15 protein-coding genes and 2 pseudogenes are annotated in these 16,239 nt (G+C 68.7%); 7 read left to right on the top strand and 10 right to left on the bottom strand.

What is annotated here, in order from left to right:
* Window positions 1-520 precede the first annotated feature (520 nt).
* From MQH10_RS23240 to MQH10_RS23220, 5 genes are all read left to right on the top strand, one after another.
* Window positions 521-1,576, top strand: coding sequence for a GGDEF domain-containing protein (locus tag MQH10_RS23240; RefSeq protein WP_242566365.1), 1,056 nt, complete (start codon window positions 521-523; stop codon window positions 1,574-1,576).
* Window positions 1,577-1,658: 82 nt separating this feature from the next.
* Window positions 1,659-2,462 carry an enoyl-CoA hydratase/isomerase gene (locus tag MQH10_RS23235; RefSeq protein WP_242566364.1) on the top strand — a complete coding sequence of 268 codons (804 nt, stop codon included), beginning with the start codon at window positions 1,659-1,661 and terminating at the stop codon, window positions 2,460-2,462.
* Window positions 2,463-2,548: 86 nt separating this feature from the next.
* The gene (locus tag MQH10_RS23230; RefSeq protein ID WP_242566363.1) at window positions 2,549-3,214 is read left to right on the top strand and encodes a glutathione S-transferase; all 666 of its coding nucleotides are present in this window, start codon (window positions 2,549-2,551) and stop codon (window positions 3,212-3,214) included.
* A gap of 43 nt (window positions 3,215-3,257) precedes the next feature.
* Window positions 3,258-4,352 carry an acyltransferase family protein gene (locus MQH10_RS23225; protein ID WP_242566362.1) on the top strand — a complete coding sequence of 365 codons (1,095 nt, stop codon included), beginning with the start codon at window positions 3,258-3,260 and terminating at the stop codon, window positions 4,350-4,352.
* A gap of 2 nt (window positions 4,353-4,354) precedes the next feature.
* Entirely contained in the window at window positions 4,355-4,999 is a 645-nt protein-coding gene (locus tag MQH10_RS23220) for an HAD hydrolase-like protein (protein WP_242566361.1), read from the top strand.
* Here MQH10_RS23220 and MQH10_RS23215 read toward each other — a convergent pair.
* A complete protein-coding gene (locus MQH10_RS23215; RefSeq protein WP_242566360.1) occupies window positions 4,996-7,482 on the bottom strand; it encodes a zinc-dependent metalloprotease in 2,487 nt (828 codons plus the stop codon). The genes MQH10_RS23220 and MQH10_RS23215 overlap by 4 nt on opposite strands.
* A 220-nt stretch (window positions 7,483-7,702) precedes the next feature.
* Between MQH10_RS23215 and MQH10_RS23210 the strand changes: the two genes are divergently transcribed.
* The gene (locus MQH10_RS23210; RefSeq protein ID WP_242566359.1) at window positions 7,703-8,515 is read left to right on the top strand and encodes an alpha/beta fold hydrolase; all 813 of its coding nucleotides are present in this window, start codon (window positions 7,703-7,705) and stop codon (window positions 8,513-8,515) included.
* Window positions 8,512-8,970: a hypothetical protein gene (locus tag MQH10_RS23205; protein ID WP_242566358.1), complete on the top strand. Its 459-nt coding sequence runs from the start codon at window positions 8,512-8,514 to the stop codon at window positions 8,968-8,970. Before MQH10_RS23210 ends, MQH10_RS23205 begins: the two co-directional genes overlap by 4 nt.
* 3 nt (window positions 8,971-8,973) lie before the next feature.
* On the opposite strand, the gene MQH10_RS23200 is transcribed toward MQH10_RS23205, so the two are convergent.
* The 9 genes and pseudogenes from MQH10_RS23200 to MQH10_RS23160 all read right to left on the bottom strand — a co-directional run bounded on the left by MQH10_RS23200 (window position 8,974) and on the right by MQH10_RS23160 (window position 16,211).
* On the bottom strand, window positions 8,974-9,378 hold the full coding sequence (locus MQH10_RS23200; RefSeq protein ID WP_242566357.1) for a HesB/IscA family protein: 405 nt from the start codon (window positions 9,376-9,378) through the stop codon (window positions 8,974-8,976).
* Window positions 9,379-9,406: 28 nt separating this feature from the next.
* Window positions 9,407-9,763, bottom strand: coding sequence for an SUF system Fe-S cluster assembly protein (locus tag MQH10_RS23195; RefSeq protein WP_242566356.1), 357 nt, complete (start codon window positions 9,761-9,763; stop codon window positions 9,407-9,409).
* Window positions 9,764-9,771: 8 nt separating this feature from the next.
* A pseudogene (locus MQH10_RS23190) lies at window positions 9,772-10,985 on the bottom strand (cysteine desulfurase).
* 2 nt (window positions 10,986-10,987) lie between these two features.
* Entirely contained in the window at window positions 10,988-12,016 is a 1,029-nt protein-coding gene (gene sufD / locus MQH10_RS23185) for a Fe-S cluster assembly protein SufD (protein ID WP_242566355.1), read from the bottom strand.
* Complete coding sequence (gene sufC / locus MQH10_RS23180; protein ID WP_242566354.1) at window positions 12,013-12,759, bottom strand: Fe-S cluster assembly ATPase SufC; 747 nt, start codon at window positions 12,757-12,759, stop codon at window positions 12,013-12,015. The genes sufD and sufC overlap by 4 nt, the downstream gene beginning before the upstream one ends.
* Entirely contained in the window at window positions 12,759-13,148 is a 390-nt protein-coding gene (locus MQH10_RS23175; RefSeq protein ID WP_242566353.1) for a hypothetical protein, read from the bottom strand. The genes sufC and MQH10_RS23175 overlap by 1 nt, the downstream gene beginning before the upstream one ends.
* Window positions 13,145-14,614 (bottom strand): Fe-S cluster assembly protein SufB, encoded by a 1,470-nt coding sequence (gene sufB, locus MQH10_RS23170; protein ID WP_242566352.1) that lies wholly within the window; start codon window positions 14,612-14,614, stop codon window positions 13,145-13,147. The genes MQH10_RS23175 and sufB overlap by 4 nt, the downstream gene beginning before the upstream one ends.
* A gap of 12 nt (window positions 14,615-14,626) precedes the next feature.
* Window positions 14,627-15,753, bottom strand: a pseudogene (locus MQH10_RS23165) (cysteine desulfurase family protein).
* Window positions 15,750-16,211 carry an Rrf2 family transcriptional regulator gene (locus MQH10_RS23160; RefSeq protein ID WP_242566351.1) on the bottom strand — a complete coding sequence of 154 codons (462 nt, stop codon included), beginning with the start codon at window positions 16,209-16,211 and terminating at the stop codon, window positions 15,750-15,752. The pseudogene MQH10_RS23165 and the gene MQH10_RS23160 overlap by 4 nt, the downstream one beginning before the upstream one ends.
* Window positions 16,212-16,239: the final 28 nt, after the last annotated feature.

Below are 16,239 nucleotides of genomic sequence, written 5' to 3'. Positions count from 1 at the left end.
GACGACATACTCGGAGCTTAGCCTGGGACAGTAGGCCGCATAGCCAAACGACCGGTTAAAGAGACGGTGCGTCGACCGGGAAATTACCGCCCCCCGCGCGGAAGCCCCCAAGGTCGAAGCCGAGGTCGAGGCCGTCGAACGCCCCGCCCGCGCGCCGCGGCCCGAACGTCCGCTGCCGGACCGCCCGGTCCAGCCCGAGCGCCACGCCCCCGAGCGGTCCTCTTCCGCCCGTGGCGGACGGGATCGCGACCGCGGCCGCCGGGAGGATCGCGAGGACCGGGACGACCGTCACGGCGTCGTGGGCTTCGGCTCCGACACCCCGGCCTTCCTGATGCGACCGACCACCCGTCCGGCCGACAAGGCCTGATGCGACAGATGCGCGGCCGGCGGTAATTTCCCGGTCGACGCACCGTCTCTTTAACCGGTCGTTTGGCTATGCGGCCTACTGTCCCAGGCTAAGCTCCGAGTATGTCGTCAAAGTCGGCGACCGGCTCAGGAGGCCTGGAATAAGAGAGAGACGATGGCCGGCGACGTGGAAACCAAGCTTCGTGGACCTGAGGCCTACGGGTTCGCCCGCAAGGCCCTCCAGGCCATGGAGAAGCACCAGGTTTGGCCGACTCCCGTCAATTACGAGCTCTGGCTGCACTCCCTGGCCGACCCGACGGGGCCGCTGGCCCTGGAGCTGGGGCGCATCATCTCGTCCGGCGAAGCCTTCACCGACGGCCTGGCCGACGAACTGGCCGCGGTCTATCTGCCCAAGGCCAAGCTGAACGAGCAGATCCGCGACACCGGCGACGCCCTGACCAAGGAACTGGCCGCGGTCTCCCGCGCCATCCAGTCGGCGCAGAAGTCCAGCGAGGCCTATGGCCTGACCCTGGCCAGCGCCTCGAAGTCGCTGACCGGCGAGCGCGACACCGACGACGTCAAGGCGATGATCAGCACGCTGGCCACCGCCACCAAGCAGGTGCAGCGCGAGAACAAGTCTCTGGAAAAGCGGCTGTCGGAATCCACCGCCGAGGTCGCCCGCCTGCGCGAGCACCTGGAGCAGGTGCGCCGCGACGCCACCACCGACGCCCTGACCAGCCTGTCGAACCGCAAGGCCTTCGACGAGGAGCTCGACCGCGCCTGCGAGGAAGCCGACGCCCGCGGCGAGGCCCTGGCGCTGGCCGTCATCGATATCGACCACTTCAAGAGCTTCAACGACACCTGGGGCCATCAGACCGGCGACCAGGTGCTGCGCTATGTGGCCAGCGTGATCGGCGGCCGCGGCGCGCCGCCGCGATTCGCCGCCCGCTACGGCGGCGAGGAATTCGCCCTGATCTTCCCGCGCGAAGGCGCCAAGACCGCGGTCGCGGCCCTGGAGGAGATCCGCGAGGAAGTCTCCTCCCGCATCCTCAAGCGCCGTTCGACCGACGAGGACCTGGGAGCGATCACCGTCTCCGCCGGTCTGGCCGAGCGCATGCCGGGCGAGACCCCGCACGCCTTCATGGAGCGCGCCGACCGGGCGCTCTACGCCTCCAAGCGCGGCGGCCGCAACCGGGTGTCCTGCGCCGAGACCATGACCGCCGCGGCCTGAGCCGGGCCCCTCGTTTTTCCGCTAGCCTGACGCGGGGACATTGGGTCTTAGTTCCCCACAAATCAGAGCGGGAGGACGCGCAGTGGCCTATTCCAAGATCAAGACCTCGGTGGCCGACGGGATCGGCGTCATCACCCTGTCGGATCCGTCGACCCTGAACGCGGCCGGCCTGGACCTGATGGAAGAGCTGCGCGCGGCGTTCGACGCCTTCGCCAAGCCTGACGCCGGCGTCCGCTGCGTGGTCCTCACCGCCGAAGGTCGCGGCTTCTGCTCCGGCGCGAACCTGTCGGGCCGCGGCGGCCCGCCGGCGGCCAGCCCCGATCCGGAAGGCCCGGATTCCGGCGCGGCGCTGGAGACCATCTACAACCCCTTCATGGTGGCGGTGAAGAACTACCCCGTGCCGGTCGTGACCGCGATCAACGGCGTGGCGGCTGGCGTCGGCTGCTCGCTGGCCCTGATGGGCGACATCATCGTCGCCGCCGAGAGCGCCTATTTCCTGCAGGCCTTCCGCCGTATCGGCCTGGTGCCGGACGGCGGCTCGACCTATCTGCTGCCGCGCCTGATCGGCAAGGCGCGGGCCATGGAAATGATGCTGTTGGGCGAGAAGGTGCCGGCCAAGACCGCCGAGACCTGGGGTCTGGTCAACCGCGTCGTTCCCGACGCCGACCTGATGACCACCGCCATGGAGCTGGCCCGCAATCTGGCCGACGGCCCCTGGGCCCTGGGCTCGATCCGCAAGCTGGTCTGGGAAAGCCTCGACGCGGAATACGAGGCCCAGCTGCACGCCGAGCGCGTCGCCCAGAAGTTCGCCGGCCGCAGCGCCGACAGCCGCGAAGGCGTGCTGGCCTTCCTGCAGAAGCGCGTCGCGGCCTTCACCGGAAAATAGATCGCACACAACCGTTTTCGGTTCCCCGACGGCCGACCTCCCGCTAGGACTTAGGAAACAAGCCCTGGCCGGAGGACGCCTGCGTCATGCTCACCGTTCATCACCTGAACAATTCCCGCTCCCAGCGCGTGCTGTGGCTGCTGGAGGAGCTGGGCGAGCCCTACGAGATCAAGCACTACCAGCGCGACGCCAAGACCATGCTGGCGCCGCCGGAGCTGCGCGCCATCCATCCGCTGGGCAAGTCGCCGGTGATCACGGTCGACGGCGGTTCGCTGGCCGAGACCGGGGCCATCGTCGAGTACCTGGTCACCCGCTACGGGAACGGCAAGATGATCCCGCCGCCCGGTACGCCGGAGCGCCTGCGCTGGATCTACTGGCTGCACTACGCCGAGGGCTCGGCCATGCCGCCCCTGCTGATGAAGCTGGTCTTCACCGCCCTGCCCGCTCGCACCCCCGGCCTGATCCGTCCCATCGCCAAGGCGATCATGGGCGCGGCCCAGAAGGGCTTCGTCGATCCGCAGCTGACCGCCCACTTCGACTATTGGGAGGCCGAGCTCACCAAGTCGGAATGGTTCGCGGGCCCGGAGTTCTCAGCGGCCGACGTGATGATGAGCTTCCCTGTGGAGGCCGCCGCCGACCGCGCCGAGGCGACCAAGGGCCGGCCGAAGCTGGCCGCCTTCCTGCAGAAGATCCACGCCCGGCCGGCCTATCAACGCGCCCTGGAGAAGGGCGGGCCTTACGCTTACGCCTGAGCCGCGATAGGTAGGGCGGCTCGTCCGTCCGCCCCCGGAATTCATGCGCAAGACCCGCTACTATCCCGCCCTCGACGGCCTGCGCGGCGTGGCCGCCCTGTGCGTGGTGCTGATGCACCGGCATGTCTGGTTTGGGCTGGACGGGGCTTTGGGCCACGGGTTCCTGGCGGTCGACTTCTTCTTCATGCTCAGCGGCTTCGTCATCGCCAACGCCTATGACGGCAAGCTGGCGAACGGCCTGGGGATCGCGGGCTTCATGCGCGCCCGGGTGCTGCGGCTCTATCCCATGCTGATCCTGGGCGCCGCGATCGGCGCCCTCTGGCGCCTGCTGGCCCTTAACCTCGGCGTCGGCGTGCTGAATGTCTGGGAGGTCGCCAATCTGTTCGGCCGGGCGAGCTTCGTCCTGCCGGCCCTGCACAGCCGATTCGAAGGCGCGAGCGCCTTCCCGCTGGATCCGCCCACATGGTCCCTGTTCTTCGAGCTGGCGATCAACCTCGTCTATGTGGCGATCTTCCGCTGGCTGACCCCCGCCCGGATGGTCGCGATCATGGCGGCGGGCTTCCTGGCCCTGGTCGTGCTGGCGCTCAAGAACGGAGGGATCGACGCCGGCGACATCGCCGCCGAATTCTGGCTGGGCTTCGTGCGGGTGACCTTCCCGTTCTTCGCTGGGGTCCTGCTGCACAAGGTCCGGGGCTTCGCCCCCCTGGCCCGGCTGAAGGCGCCCTTCTGGGCGCAGGCCGCGATCCTGCTGGCGATCCTCAATGTGCCCAATATCGGCTGGGCCAACGCCCCCTTCGACCTGATCTGCGTGGGCCTGGTGTTTCCGGCCCTGGTGATCTCCGGCAGCCTGACCGAGAGCCCGCCCGCCGAGACCCGCGCCCTGAAGATCATGGGCGACCTCTCCTATCCGATCTATGTGCTGCACTATCCGATGTACGTCTTCCTGGGCGGGCTGGGACGGGTTCTGGGCTGGCTGACGCCCGAGACCCAGCTCGTGTTCGGCCTGGCCTCGCTCGCCATCATCCTGGCGGCCAGCTGGTCGGCGACGCTGTTCTATGATCGCCCTGTCCGCGCCTGGCTGGACGGCGTCGCCCGCCGCAGGGCCGGGCTGGCCGAGGCCGGCTCCACAGGGCGCTAGGGGTGACGGCCGCCCTCCTGCTTGATCTCGACGGCACGATCCTCGACTCGGCGCCGGGCATCCTGGCCTGCGCGCGGGCGACGCTTACGGCCATGGGCGCGGACTGCCCGCCGGAGGCGGAGATGCGCTGGATGGTCGGGCCGCCCCTGCGGCCGTCCTTCGCCCGGCTGCTGGGCGGGACGGCGCGGGTCGAGGAGGCGGTCGAGCGCTATCGCGCGCTCTATGCGACCCAGGGCGTGGCCGCGGCCCGGCCCTTCGCAGGCATGGCGGCGGCGCTGGAGGCCCTGGCGGCGCTCGGCCCGCTCTATGTCTGCACGTCCAAGATGACGGCCTTCGCGCGGGACATGATCGCCCGCAGCGACCTGACTCGTCATTTCGCCGGGGTCCATGGCGCCGACCCCGCAGGAGCGCACGACGACAAGGCCGCCCTGATGGGGTGGATGATCGACGCCTACGCCCTCTCGCCCGACCGCTGCGTGATGATCGGCGACCGGGCGGAGGATGTGCGGGCCAGCCTCGCCCACGGCCTCGCCACCGTCGGCGTACTGTGGGGCTATGGCGACGCCGTCGAGCTGAGCGAGGCCGCGGCCCTGTGCGCCGCCCCCGAGGCGCTTGCCAAGACGGCGGCCGGGGTGCTGGGCCTCTAGCCCAACGGCGGCCCAGGCGGCTGCGGGAAGCGTGACCGCGGGCCCTTGCCCCAGGGCGTCGAGGCGGACTTCGGCGCATTGGCCGCCGGGTCCTCCAGATATCGCGCGATGTCCTTGGCGGTCTGGCGATAGAAGGCCGCGGTCAGGGGATCGGGGTCCTTGCGCGTCTTCAGGCTGTCGGCGAGCTGGGCCAGTTGGTCCAGCACATAGGCCTGGGCCTCGGGCGCCGCGTCGGGGCGGGCGCCCAGCACCATCATGGAGTCCAGCGCCACGCTCTGGCTGACCCGCCGCAGGGCCCGCGTCTCCGGCGTCGGATCGGGTGCGGCGTTCCAGGTGTGGGCCAGGACCGCGTCGACCATTTCGGGGAAGGTCAGGGTGTCGGGTTTGCGGGCGGCCAGAGCCACCAGGCGGGCGGCGCGGTCCTTGTCGAACAGTGGATCGAGCACCAGGGCCGCGCGGATGCGAGCGGCGCGCAGCTGGTCGAAGGCCGCATCGTCGGACAGGTCCTCCAGATTCCCGCCGGGATCGGGGGTCAGCTGGGCCAGCAGGCTCTCGGGGATTTCCAGCGCCTTGGGGTCGACGGCGTCGAGCAGCAGGCCGAGCACGTCGCGCTGGGTCTTGGGCGGGATGAACTCGGTCGGCGGCAGGGTGTCGCCCTTGACCACGATGTTCGTATAGAGGCCGCCGACATATTTGAGCGCGGACTCGATGGCGTAGCGGTCGTGCAGATAGGCCATCCACAGGCGCATGTCGCGCAGCGACCCCACCGCCTCGCCCGGCTTCAGCATGTCGGGACCGAAGTGGGCCAGCATGATCTGGCGGGCGGCGGCCGTCTCCTTCAGGTTCTCCATGGGCGTGGCGCGGTCGTCGTACCAGGTCCAGCGCGGGTCGGTGTCGGGGGTGTAGATGACCCCGTGGCTGCGCATGTCCTTGATGACGCCGTCGAGGTCGGCGGCCTCCTTGGCGGCCGGGAACGGGGTGTAGGCGTAGCGGACCATGTAGGTGTCATAGACGCCGATCTGGCGCTGGAAGGCCTCGCTGAGATCCAGCTTGCCGTTCGTCACCTTCACCCGTGGCGTGGGGTATTCCATCACCGAGGCCTGGTTGTTCAGGCTGGATGCGAAATTGTGGCCGAAGCCCTGGGCGTGGCCGAGCTCGTGGGCGGTCAGCAGCGCCTGACGCTGCAGGACCAGGTCGCGCTGGGCCGCCGGCATGCCGTCCAGCCCCTCGGGGCTCAGTAGCTTGGGATCGGCGACCATGACGCCGGAACCGTCCGACGGCAGGCCGCCGCTATAGGCGTCGAAATAGTTGGCGATGGTGCGGATGCGGCTGGAATCCATATGGGTCTTGGAGCCCAGGATCTCGCCGGTGCGCGGGTCGCGATAGGTGCCGCCGCTGGAGAAGCCGCGCTCGTCGCGATCGACCCACAGGACATAGGCGTAGCGGATGTCCATCGGATCCATGTCCGGCGGCGCGTCCTTGGCCTCGATGGCGTTCTTGAAGCCGGCCGCCTCATAGGCCTTGTTCCACCAGAGCAGCCCGGCCTTCATGGCCTTGCGGACGGGGTCGGGAATGGCCGGGTCGAAATAGAAGGTGATCGGCTTGACCGGTTCGCTCAGGGCGGCGGAAGGGTCCTTCTTCTCCAGCCGCCAGCGGGTGATCCAGGCGCCGTCCGGCGCGTCATTGATCGGGGTCGAGAAGTCCTCGAACTTCAGGGCGCTGACCCCGATGCGCGGATCGGCCTTGCGCGGGGTGTAGCCGGTCGGCGCCTTCAGGAATGAGTGGTGGATGCGCAGCGTCATCAGCCGCGGGTCCGGCGTGACATTGCGCACCAGGGCGCCGGGCGCATCAGCGGCGAAGGTCGAGACCGTCTCGATCTCGGTGTTCTCGGGGAAGGCCTTCATCCGGGCCGGGTAGAAGGTGCTGCGGCTCGCATCAAACTTGAAGGCGCCCTGGTTGGCGCGCTTCAGCTCGCCCTCGACATTGGCGGCGTCGCGCATGAACAGAGAGGTGGCGTCGACCACCACCTTGCCGCCCTCCTCCGACTCCACCGGCAGCACGGCCAGGACCGAGGTGGGGAAGGAGGCGCTGACGTTCTCGCCCCGCGCCGCGGTTCCGGAAGGCGCGCGGTAGGCGAGGTTCTGCTCATTGACCAGCACCTTCTGGCCCACCCGCTGGAAGCGGATCACCGAGGAGTCGAGAATCCCGCGATCGAAATTGAGCTCGACCGAGCCGCCCCCGGTCGCGGCCGAGACGTAATAGAGGACGTCCTTGTCGAACTCGCTGATCTCCAGCAGCACCCGGCCACGGGCGGCGTCCCAATAGAAGGGGATGTAGCCGTCGGTGCGCTTCAGGTTGGCCGCCGCCTTGGCCGGTGGGGCCGCGCCCGCGGGATCGGCCGCCTGGGCCGGAAGGGCGGCGGTCAGGGCCAGGACCGAAAGGCTGGTCAGGCACAGGGCGCGGAAACGGCTGCGGCGTGTCATCGGTCTATCCCCCACGGGCGCCGCGCGACCGGCGGCGCAGGCAGGAGACGCACGGCGGACAGGCCAATCAATATCGGGCGTAAATCGAACGACGTGATCTGAATTTCTGCGAGCCCGACGCTCAGCGTGATGAATTTCGCCGCAGATGTCGCGGAGGACGACGGCGCCTGCCCGGCATGGCGGAAGCCGCTATGCTGCCCCCTGGACTGCGGAGGGACGCATGGCGTTTCAGGACGACGATCTGCAGATCTTCGCCGCCGAGGGCGCGCCGCCCCTGCCCTCGGCCGACGCTGGCGGGGTGGTCGACCATGAGGGGGCGCGGATCTGGTGGGCCAGCTACGGTGAGGGCCCCGCGGTGATCCTGCTGCACGGCGGCATGGGCCACAGCGGCAACTGGAGCTGGCAGCTGCCCGCCCTGGCCGGATATCGCGCCGTCCTGATCGACAGTCGCGGCCATGGCCGCAGCACCCGCGACGACCGCCCCTACAGCTATGAGCTGATGGCGCGCGACGTCGCCGCCGGGATGGACGCCGCCGGGATCGAGCGCGCCGCCCTGGTCGGCTGGAGCGACGGCGCCTGCACCGCCCTGGTCCTGGCCGACCAGGCGCCGGAGCGGGTCGCGGGCGTGGCCTTCTTCGCCTGCAACATGGACGCGAGTGGGACCAAGGAAATCGACGGAAGCAACCCCCTGCTCGGCCGCTGCTTTGGTCGCCACGTCGCCGACTACGCCGCCCTGTCGGCGACCCCGGACGGGTTCAAGGCCATGACCGAGGCGGTCCAGACGATGCAATCGACCCAACCGGACTACACCCCCGAGGACCTCGCCCGCATCCAGGTCCCTGTGACGGTCCTCCAGGCCGAGCATGACGAGTTCATCCGCTCGGAACACGCCGCCTATCTGGCGCGCACGATCCCTGGGGCGGAGCTGGTGGAATTGCCCGGCGTGAGCCACTTCGCCCCGCTACAGCGGCCGGCGCTGTTCAATGCGGCGCTGTCGGGGTTTCTGACACGCGTTTGGAGCCCGGGCGCATGACTGAACCGGAAATATTGCAACAGCCAGCGGGCGTGTCTTTCGCGAGACGCACGGTGGTGATCGGCGCCCTGATCCTGCAGTCGGTCTTCCTCGTCGCGCTGGGCGTCGCCATCGCCGGCCCGGTTCGTGACACCCTGGAGCGTCGCGCGTCGGGGTCCAATCTGACGTGCGTCAGCCCACAACGGCTATGTGTCGGCCAGTCGATAGACTCTGTGGACGTCGGAAGATTCGAGTCCGAACTGGGCGGCCTGATCGACGTGACCTGCGGTTTCAACCATCCAGGCGCCTTAGGCGGTAACGCCCCCATCAGCATAGGCGCCTTGATATCGGGGGGATGTGCGACGGACCGCTACGTATTGACCTTCTCTGACGGCCGCCTCAGGACGAGCCTCTGGATCGACCACCGACGGATCGCCCGCGTGGACAGGTCGCCACGCCACGTGATCGATCTCTGAACGTCAGGCGTCCAGCGCCTTGCCCGGCACGATCGTCACGCTCTCGCCGCAGCCGCAGGCGTCGGTCTCGTTGGGATTGCGGAATACGAACTTGGCCGAGAGTTTGTTGACCTCGTAGTCGATCACTGTGCCGATCAGGAACAGCACGGCCTTGGGCTCGATCAGGATGGTCACGCCTTGATCCTCGACCACCTCGTCCAGCGGCCCGGCTTCCTGGGCGTATTCCAGGACATATTCCTGGCCGGCGCAGCCGCCGTTCTTCACCCCCACCCTCAGGCCCTTATGGGTGTTGTCGGCGCGGGCCATGATCTCACGCACCCGGTCAGCGGCGGCGGGCGTCAGCGACACGACCTTGGGCCGGGGTCGGCGAGCGCGGGGAGCGGCGGGGGTGAGGTTGAGGTCGGTCATGCGTCACATATGGGGGTGATCAGGATGATCAGAACATGTTGAGCTGAAGTTTCGCCTCGTCCGACATGCGCGAGGCGTCCCACGGCGGATCGAAGACCAGCTCCACCTTGCAGGACTTGAGGCCCTCGATCTCCATGACCGCGTCATGCACCCAGCCCGGCATCTCGCCGGCGACGGGGCAGCCCGGCGCAGTGAGCGTCATGTCGATGGCCACGTCCTTCTCGTCGGAGACGTCGACCTTGTAGATCAGGCCCAGCTCATAGATGTCGACCGGGATTTCCGGATCGAACACCGTCTTCAGCTTCTCGATCAGCTGATCGGTGATGACGTCCAGTTCGTGCTGGCTGAGCGGCGTGGGCGCTTCGGGTGCGGGGGTGGCGTCCATGGGAACTCTTAGGCGAAGAAGGCTTGGGTGCGGGTGAGCGCCTCGACGAAGGCGTCGGCCTCCGCCTCGGTGTTATATAGGGCGAAGGAGGCGCGGGCCGAGGAGTCACGCCGAAACGCCGCATCAGGGGCTCGGCGCAGTGGGTGCCGGCCCGGACGGCGACGCCGTAGCGGTCGAGGATCTGGGCCACGTCATGGGCGTGGGCGCCGTCGACCGTGAAGGACAGGATCGCGCCCTTGCCCTTGGCCTCACCCAGCACCTTCAGCCAGTTGGCGCCGGCCAGCCCCTCGCGGACCCTGTCATAGAGGGCGTGCTCGTGGGTCGCGATGGCCTCGCGATCGAGCTTCATCAGCCAATCCAGAGCCGCGCCGAAGCCGATGGCCTCGAGGATCGGCGGGGTGCCGGCCTCGAACCGGTGCGGCGGGTCGGCATAGGTGATGGCGTCCAGCGCCACCGAGCCGATCATCTCGCCGCCGCCCTGATAGGGCGGCAGATCGGCCAGGCGCTCGGCCTTGCCATAGAGGGCGCCGATGCCGGTGGGGCCATAGAGCTTGTGGGCGGAGAAGACATGGAAGTCGACGTCGAGCGCTTTCACGTCGACCGGCATGTGGACCACCGACTGGCAGCCGTCGACCAGAACCAGGGCGCCGGCGCCATGGGCCAGGCGGGCGATCTCGGCTACCGGGTTCACCGTGCCCAGCACATTGGACATGTGGGTCACGCCGACCAGCCGGGTCTTTGTGGTGATCAGCTCGGCATAAGCCGCCATGTCCAGGCTGCCGTCGTCGAGCACCGGCACGAACTTCAAGACCACGCCCAGCCGTTCCCGCAGGAAGTGCCAGGGCACGATATTGGCGTGATGCTCCATCTCGGTGAGCAGGATCTCGTCGCCGGCCTTGAGCGACTGCCCCAAGCCCGCGGCGACCAGGTTGATCGCCTCGGTCGCCCCCTTGGTGAAGACGATCTCGGTCTCGGCGGCATTGATGAACCGGGCCACCGACTGGCGCGCGCGCTCATAGGCCTCGGTCGTCTCGTTGGCGAGGGTGTGCAGGCCGCGATGGACGTTGGCGTAGGAGTGCTCCATCGCGCCCACCATGGTCTGGATCACCGGCCGCGGCTTCTGGGCGGAGGCGGCGCTATCCAGATAGATCAGCGGCTTGCCGTTGACGGTTCGCGTCAGGATCGGGAACTCGCGGCGGGCGGCTTCGGCGTCGAAGGCCATGGTCAGACCTCCAGCCGCTGGGCGACCCAGGCCCGCGCGATCTCGCGGGCCGGCTCGTGCTCGATCCGCTCGACGACCTCGCCGACAAAGGCGGCCATCAGCAGGGCGCGGGCCTCGGCCTCGGGGATGCCGCGCTGGCGCATGTAGAACAGGGCCTCGTCGTCGAGGGCGCCAATCGTGTTGCCGTGGGCGCATTGGACGTCGTCGGCGAAGATCAGCAGCTCGGGCTTGGCGTCCACCTCGGCCTGGTCGGATAGGACCAGCGCCTGGTGGCGCATGCGGGCGTCGGTCTGGTCGGCGCCCTCCTCCACCACGATGCGGCCCTGGAACACGCCGCGCGACTGGTCGCGCACCACGCCCTTGGTGAGCTGGCTCGTGGTCCCGCCGACGCCCTGGTGCCAGACCTCGGTGGTCTGGTCGGCATGACGCTTGTCGGCCAGCAGATAGGCGCCGTCGAGGCGCAGGTCCGCGCCGGCGCCCGGATGACTGACGCGGGTCTCGATGCGCTGGCGACGTCCGCCGTCGGTGAGCACCGTCTGGGCGAAGCGGGCGCCCGCGGCCAGGGTGACCTCGGCGGTGGAGACATTGATCCCCAACTCGCCGTCAGCACAGAGCACCACCCGCTCCAGGCTGGCGCCAGCGGCTAGATTGATGGTCAGAGCGTGGTCGGCCACATAGGGCTCGGCGTCGCCCTCATAGCTCTCCAGCAGGATGAGCTGCGCGTTCTCGGCGACCTCGATGCGGGCCGTCGCTGCGTGGCTGCCGCCGCCCAGGGCCGCGAAATGCAGGGCCACCACATAGGGCTCGGCCGACTTGGCGCGGATGACCACGGGATCGGAGGCGTTGACCACATGGATCGGCAGGCCGGCGAGGTCGGCGAAGGGCCCGCGCGGCGGCTCGCCCGCGAAGGGTTCGGACGGCTCGGGCAGGACGCGGACCAGTCCGCGCAGGTCGGTCCAGCGCCAGTCCTCGTCACGCCGGCCGGGCAGCTGGGTGACGTCGCGGGCCTTGAGGGCGGCTGCGAGGGTCAAGCGGCCCTCGCATACTTGTCATAGCCTTCGGCTTCGAGCTGGAGCGCGAGCTCTGGCCCGCCCGAGGCGACGATACGGCCGGCGGCCAGCACGTGGACGCGGTCGGGTTTGATGTAGTCGAGCAGCCGCTGATAGTGGGTGATCACCAGCATGGCGCGGTCCGGCGAGCGCACGGCGTTGACGCCCTCGGAGACGATCTTCAGCGCGTCGATGTCGAGGCCGGAATCGGTTTCATCCAGGATGAGGAAGCGCGGCGAAAGGATCGCCATCTGAAGGATTTCCATCCGCTTCTTCTCACCACCCGAGAAGCCGACATTCAGCGGCCGCTTGAGCATCTCGAAGTCGATCTTCAGGTCGGCGGCTTTGGCGCGGACCAGCTTCAGGAACTCCGGCGCCGAGACCTCGCCCTCGCCGCGCGCCTTGCGCTGGGCGTTCAGCGCCGTGCGCAGGAAGGTGAGCGCCGGAACCCCCGGAATCTCCAGCGGATATTGAAAGGACAGGAACAGGCCCTTGGCGGCCCGCTCATTGGGGGCAAGCGCCAGCAGGTCCTCGCCGTCCAGGGTGGCGGAGCCCTCCGTCACCTCATAGCCGTCACGGCCGGTGAGCACATAGGAGAGCGTCGACTTGCCCGCCCCGTTCGGCCCCATGATCGCGTGGACCTCGCCGGCCGGCACGTCGAGGGTGAGGCCCCTGATGATATCCTTGCCGCCGACCTGGGCGTGGAGGTTCTCGATATGCAGCATCAGCGGGTCTCGTCGGCGAGGTATTGGGCCAGGGTGTCGAGCGCCTGTTCGACGCTCTCGACATAGGCCTGCTTGCGGGGGGCGGCGGTGGGGGTGGAGGCCGTGCGCTTGTCGGCCGAGGTGACGTTGATCTGGCCGTCCTCGAAATAGGCGCGCAGGCGAAAGTCGGCGTGCTCCAGCACCACGGTGTAGCGGCTCAGCTCCAGCACCAGCTTCTTCTGAGCCAGGAAGTCGGGGTCCGCGGCGATGGCGTCATGCAGCTCGACCGCACGGGTGTGGTCGGCCTCTTGGCGCAGGCGCTCGGCCTCGGCGCGGGCGCGGCGGTCAGCCTCGCGGCGGGCGTGCTCGGCTTCGAAGGCGGTGCGCAGGGTCATGCTCAGGGTCTTCATCCGACGCTTCCTTCAAGACTGATGGCCACCAGCTTCTGGGCCTCGACCGCAAACTCCATAGGCAGCTCCTGGAGCACGTCCTTGACGAAGCCGTTGACCAGCAGCTGGACGGCCTCCTCCTGGGAAAGGCCGCGCTGCATCACGTAGAACAGCTGGTCTTCGGAGAGCTTGGTGGTGGTCGCCTCGTGCTCGAACACGCAACTGCCGTTGCGGGCCTCGACATAGGGCACCGTGTGAGCCGCGCAGGTCTTGCCGATCAGAAGCGAGTCGCACTGGGTGAAGTTGCGCGCGCCCTTGGCCTTGGGGTGGGCCGAGACCAGGCCGCGATAGGTGTTGGAGCTCTTCCCGGCGCTGATGCCCTTGGAGATGATCCGTGAGCGCGAACCCTCGCCCAGATGGATCATCTTGGTGCCGGTGTCGGCCTGCTGGCGGCCGTTGGTGATGGCGATCGAATAGAACTCGCCGACGCTGTCCTTCCCGCGCAGGACGCAGGAGGGGTACTTCCAGGTGATGGCCGAGCCGGTCTCGACCTGGGTCCAGGACACCTTTGAACGGTCGCCACGGCAGTCCGCGCGCTTGGTGACAAAGTTATAGATGCCGCCCTTCCCGGTCTCGGGATCGCCCGGGTACCAGTTCTGGACGGTGGAGTATTTGATCTCGGCGTCGTCGTGGACCACCAGCTCGACCACAGCGGCGTGCAGCTGGTTCTCGTCGCGCATGGGGGCGGTGCAGCCCTCCAGGTACGAGACGTAGGCCCCGGCGTCGGCGATGATCAGGGTGCGCTCGAACTGGCCGGAGTTCTCCGCATTGATGCGGAAATAGGTCGAGAGCTCCATCGGGCAGCGCACGCCCGGCGGCACATAGACGAAGCTGCCGTCGGAGAAGACCGCCGCGTTGAGGCAGGCGTAGTAGTTGTCCGACACCGGCACGACCGAGCCGAGGTACTTCTTCACCAGCTCGGGATGCTCGCGGATCGCCTCGCTCATCGAGCAGAAGATCACCCCGGCCTGGGCCAGCTCCTTCTTGAAGGTGGTGACCACCGAGACGCTGTCGAACACGGCGTCGACGGCATAGCGCGGCGCGCCTTCGACCCCGGCCAGAACCGCCTGTTCCTTCAGGGGAATGCCGAGCTTGGCGTAGACGGCCAGCAGCTCCGGATCGACCTCGTCGAGGCTCTTCGGCCCCGACTTCTCCTTGGGCGCGGCGTAGTAGTAGCTGTCCTGATAGTCGATCGGCGGAAACTGGACCTTGGCCCAGTCCGGCGCGTCCATGGCCAGCCAGCGCTCATAGGCCTCGAGCCGCCAGTCCAGCATCCATTGCGGCTCGCCCTTCTTGGCGGATATGAAACGGACGATGTCGGCGGACAGGCCCTTGGGCGCGAACTCCTGGTCGATCTCGGTCACGAAGCCGTGCTGGTATTTCTCCAGGGCTTCAACGTGCTGGACGGTTTCCTTGACGGCGGCCATGGCGATACGCTCCTAAGCGGCCGGCGCGCGGTGACGCGCGACGAACTGGGAATGGGACTTCGACCAGGTCTCGACAAAGCCGGCCCAGTCGGCCGCGGTCGTGCCCCAGCCGCCGGAGACACGGATCGCGCAGCCGCCGAGCTCGTCGAGCCCCATGGCGACCAGCACATGGCTGGCCTTCACCTTGCCGGAGGAACAGGCCGAACCCGCGCTGACCATCAGGCCGGCGAGGTCGAGCGCCATGACCTGCAGATCCGAACTCCAGCCCGGCATGGCGACGCACAACGTATTGGGCAGGCGCGGCGACGCCTCGCCGATCACCACGGCGCCCAGCGCCTTCAGAGCCTCCGCGGCGGCGTCGCGCGGGGCGGGATCAATGGCCTCGACCATGGCGGCGCGGGCGGCGGCGGCGAGGCCGGCTATGCCAGCGACATTCTCGGTGCCCGCCCGGCGGCCGCGCTCCTGCCCGCCGCCATGCTGGCGTCGAACAAGCGTGGCGCGGGGGCCGAAGGTCAGAGCGCCCACGCCCTGGGGCCCGCCGAACTTGTGACCGGAGATGGCGAGCGTGTCGGCGCCCATGGCGCGGCTGTCGGTCAGGATCTTGCCGGCCGCCTGGATGGCGTCGACATGCAGCCAGCCGTCGGCGGCGCGGACGAGCTCGGAGGCTTCCAGCACCGGCTGGATCACGCCGGTCTCGTTATTGGCCAGCATCAAGGCGACGAAGGGCCGGCCGTCGGCGGCGTCCCAACGCGCCAGACGATCCTTGAGCCAGGCGAGATCGGCCACGCCGTCGGCGGTGACCGGCAGATATTCCACCGCCGCGCCGGAGACCTTGGCGGTTTCGATGACGCTGTCATGCTCGATGGCGCTGACGATCAGCCGCTTCGAGCCGGTGGCCACGGCGCTGTCGATGGCCAGCGCATTGGCTTCCGTCCCGCAGCCGGTGAAGACCACGGTCGAGGCCGGACCGCCGACCAGGGCGGCGATGTCGTTGCGCGCGGACTCCACCACGGCGCGGGCGGCGCGGCCGGCGGCGTGGATCGAGGACGGATTGCCCACCCGGCCCAGGTCTCGGCGATCGCTTGGATCGCCTGGGGCCGCACCGGACAGGTGGCGTTATAGTCGAGATAGACGCTCATGCGACGGCGGCCTCGGCGGCGCGGGTCGTGGCGCTGAGTCGGCCCTGGGTGACGTCGGCGAGCGAAACCGAGGCCAGATAGCCCTCGATCTGGCGGCCCATCTCCTCCCACAGGTCGTGGGTCATGCAGCGCTCGCCCTTCATCATGCAGCCCTTGGTCTTCACCCCGCAGCGCGTCGCGCGCAGGGGCTCGTCCACGGCGGTGACGATCTCGGCGATGTTGGTTTCCTCCGCGGCGCGCGCCAGCAGATAGCCGCCGCCGGGACCGCGCAGGCTCTTCACCAGGCCCTTGCGGCGCAGACGGGCGAACAGCTGCTCCAGATAGGACAGCGAGATCTGCTGACGCTCGGCGATGTCGGCCAGACTGACCGCGCGTTCGCCGCACGATCCGTCGCCCTGACGGCGGGCCAGATCGGCCATGGCCATGACAGCGTAGCGACCCTTGGTGCTGAGGCGCATGGTAGCGGGAACCCCACGTCGGTTTTTT

The organism is Phenylobacterium aquaticum, from assembly GCF_022695515.1.
Classification (GTDB): domain Bacteria; phylum Pseudomonadota; class Alphaproteobacteria; order Caulobacterales; family Caulobacteraceae; genus Phenylobacterium; species Phenylobacterium aquaticum.
The sequence above is the reverse complement of the archived record's forward strand: the minus strand, read 5'-3'. Positions and strand labels throughout refer to the sequence as shown.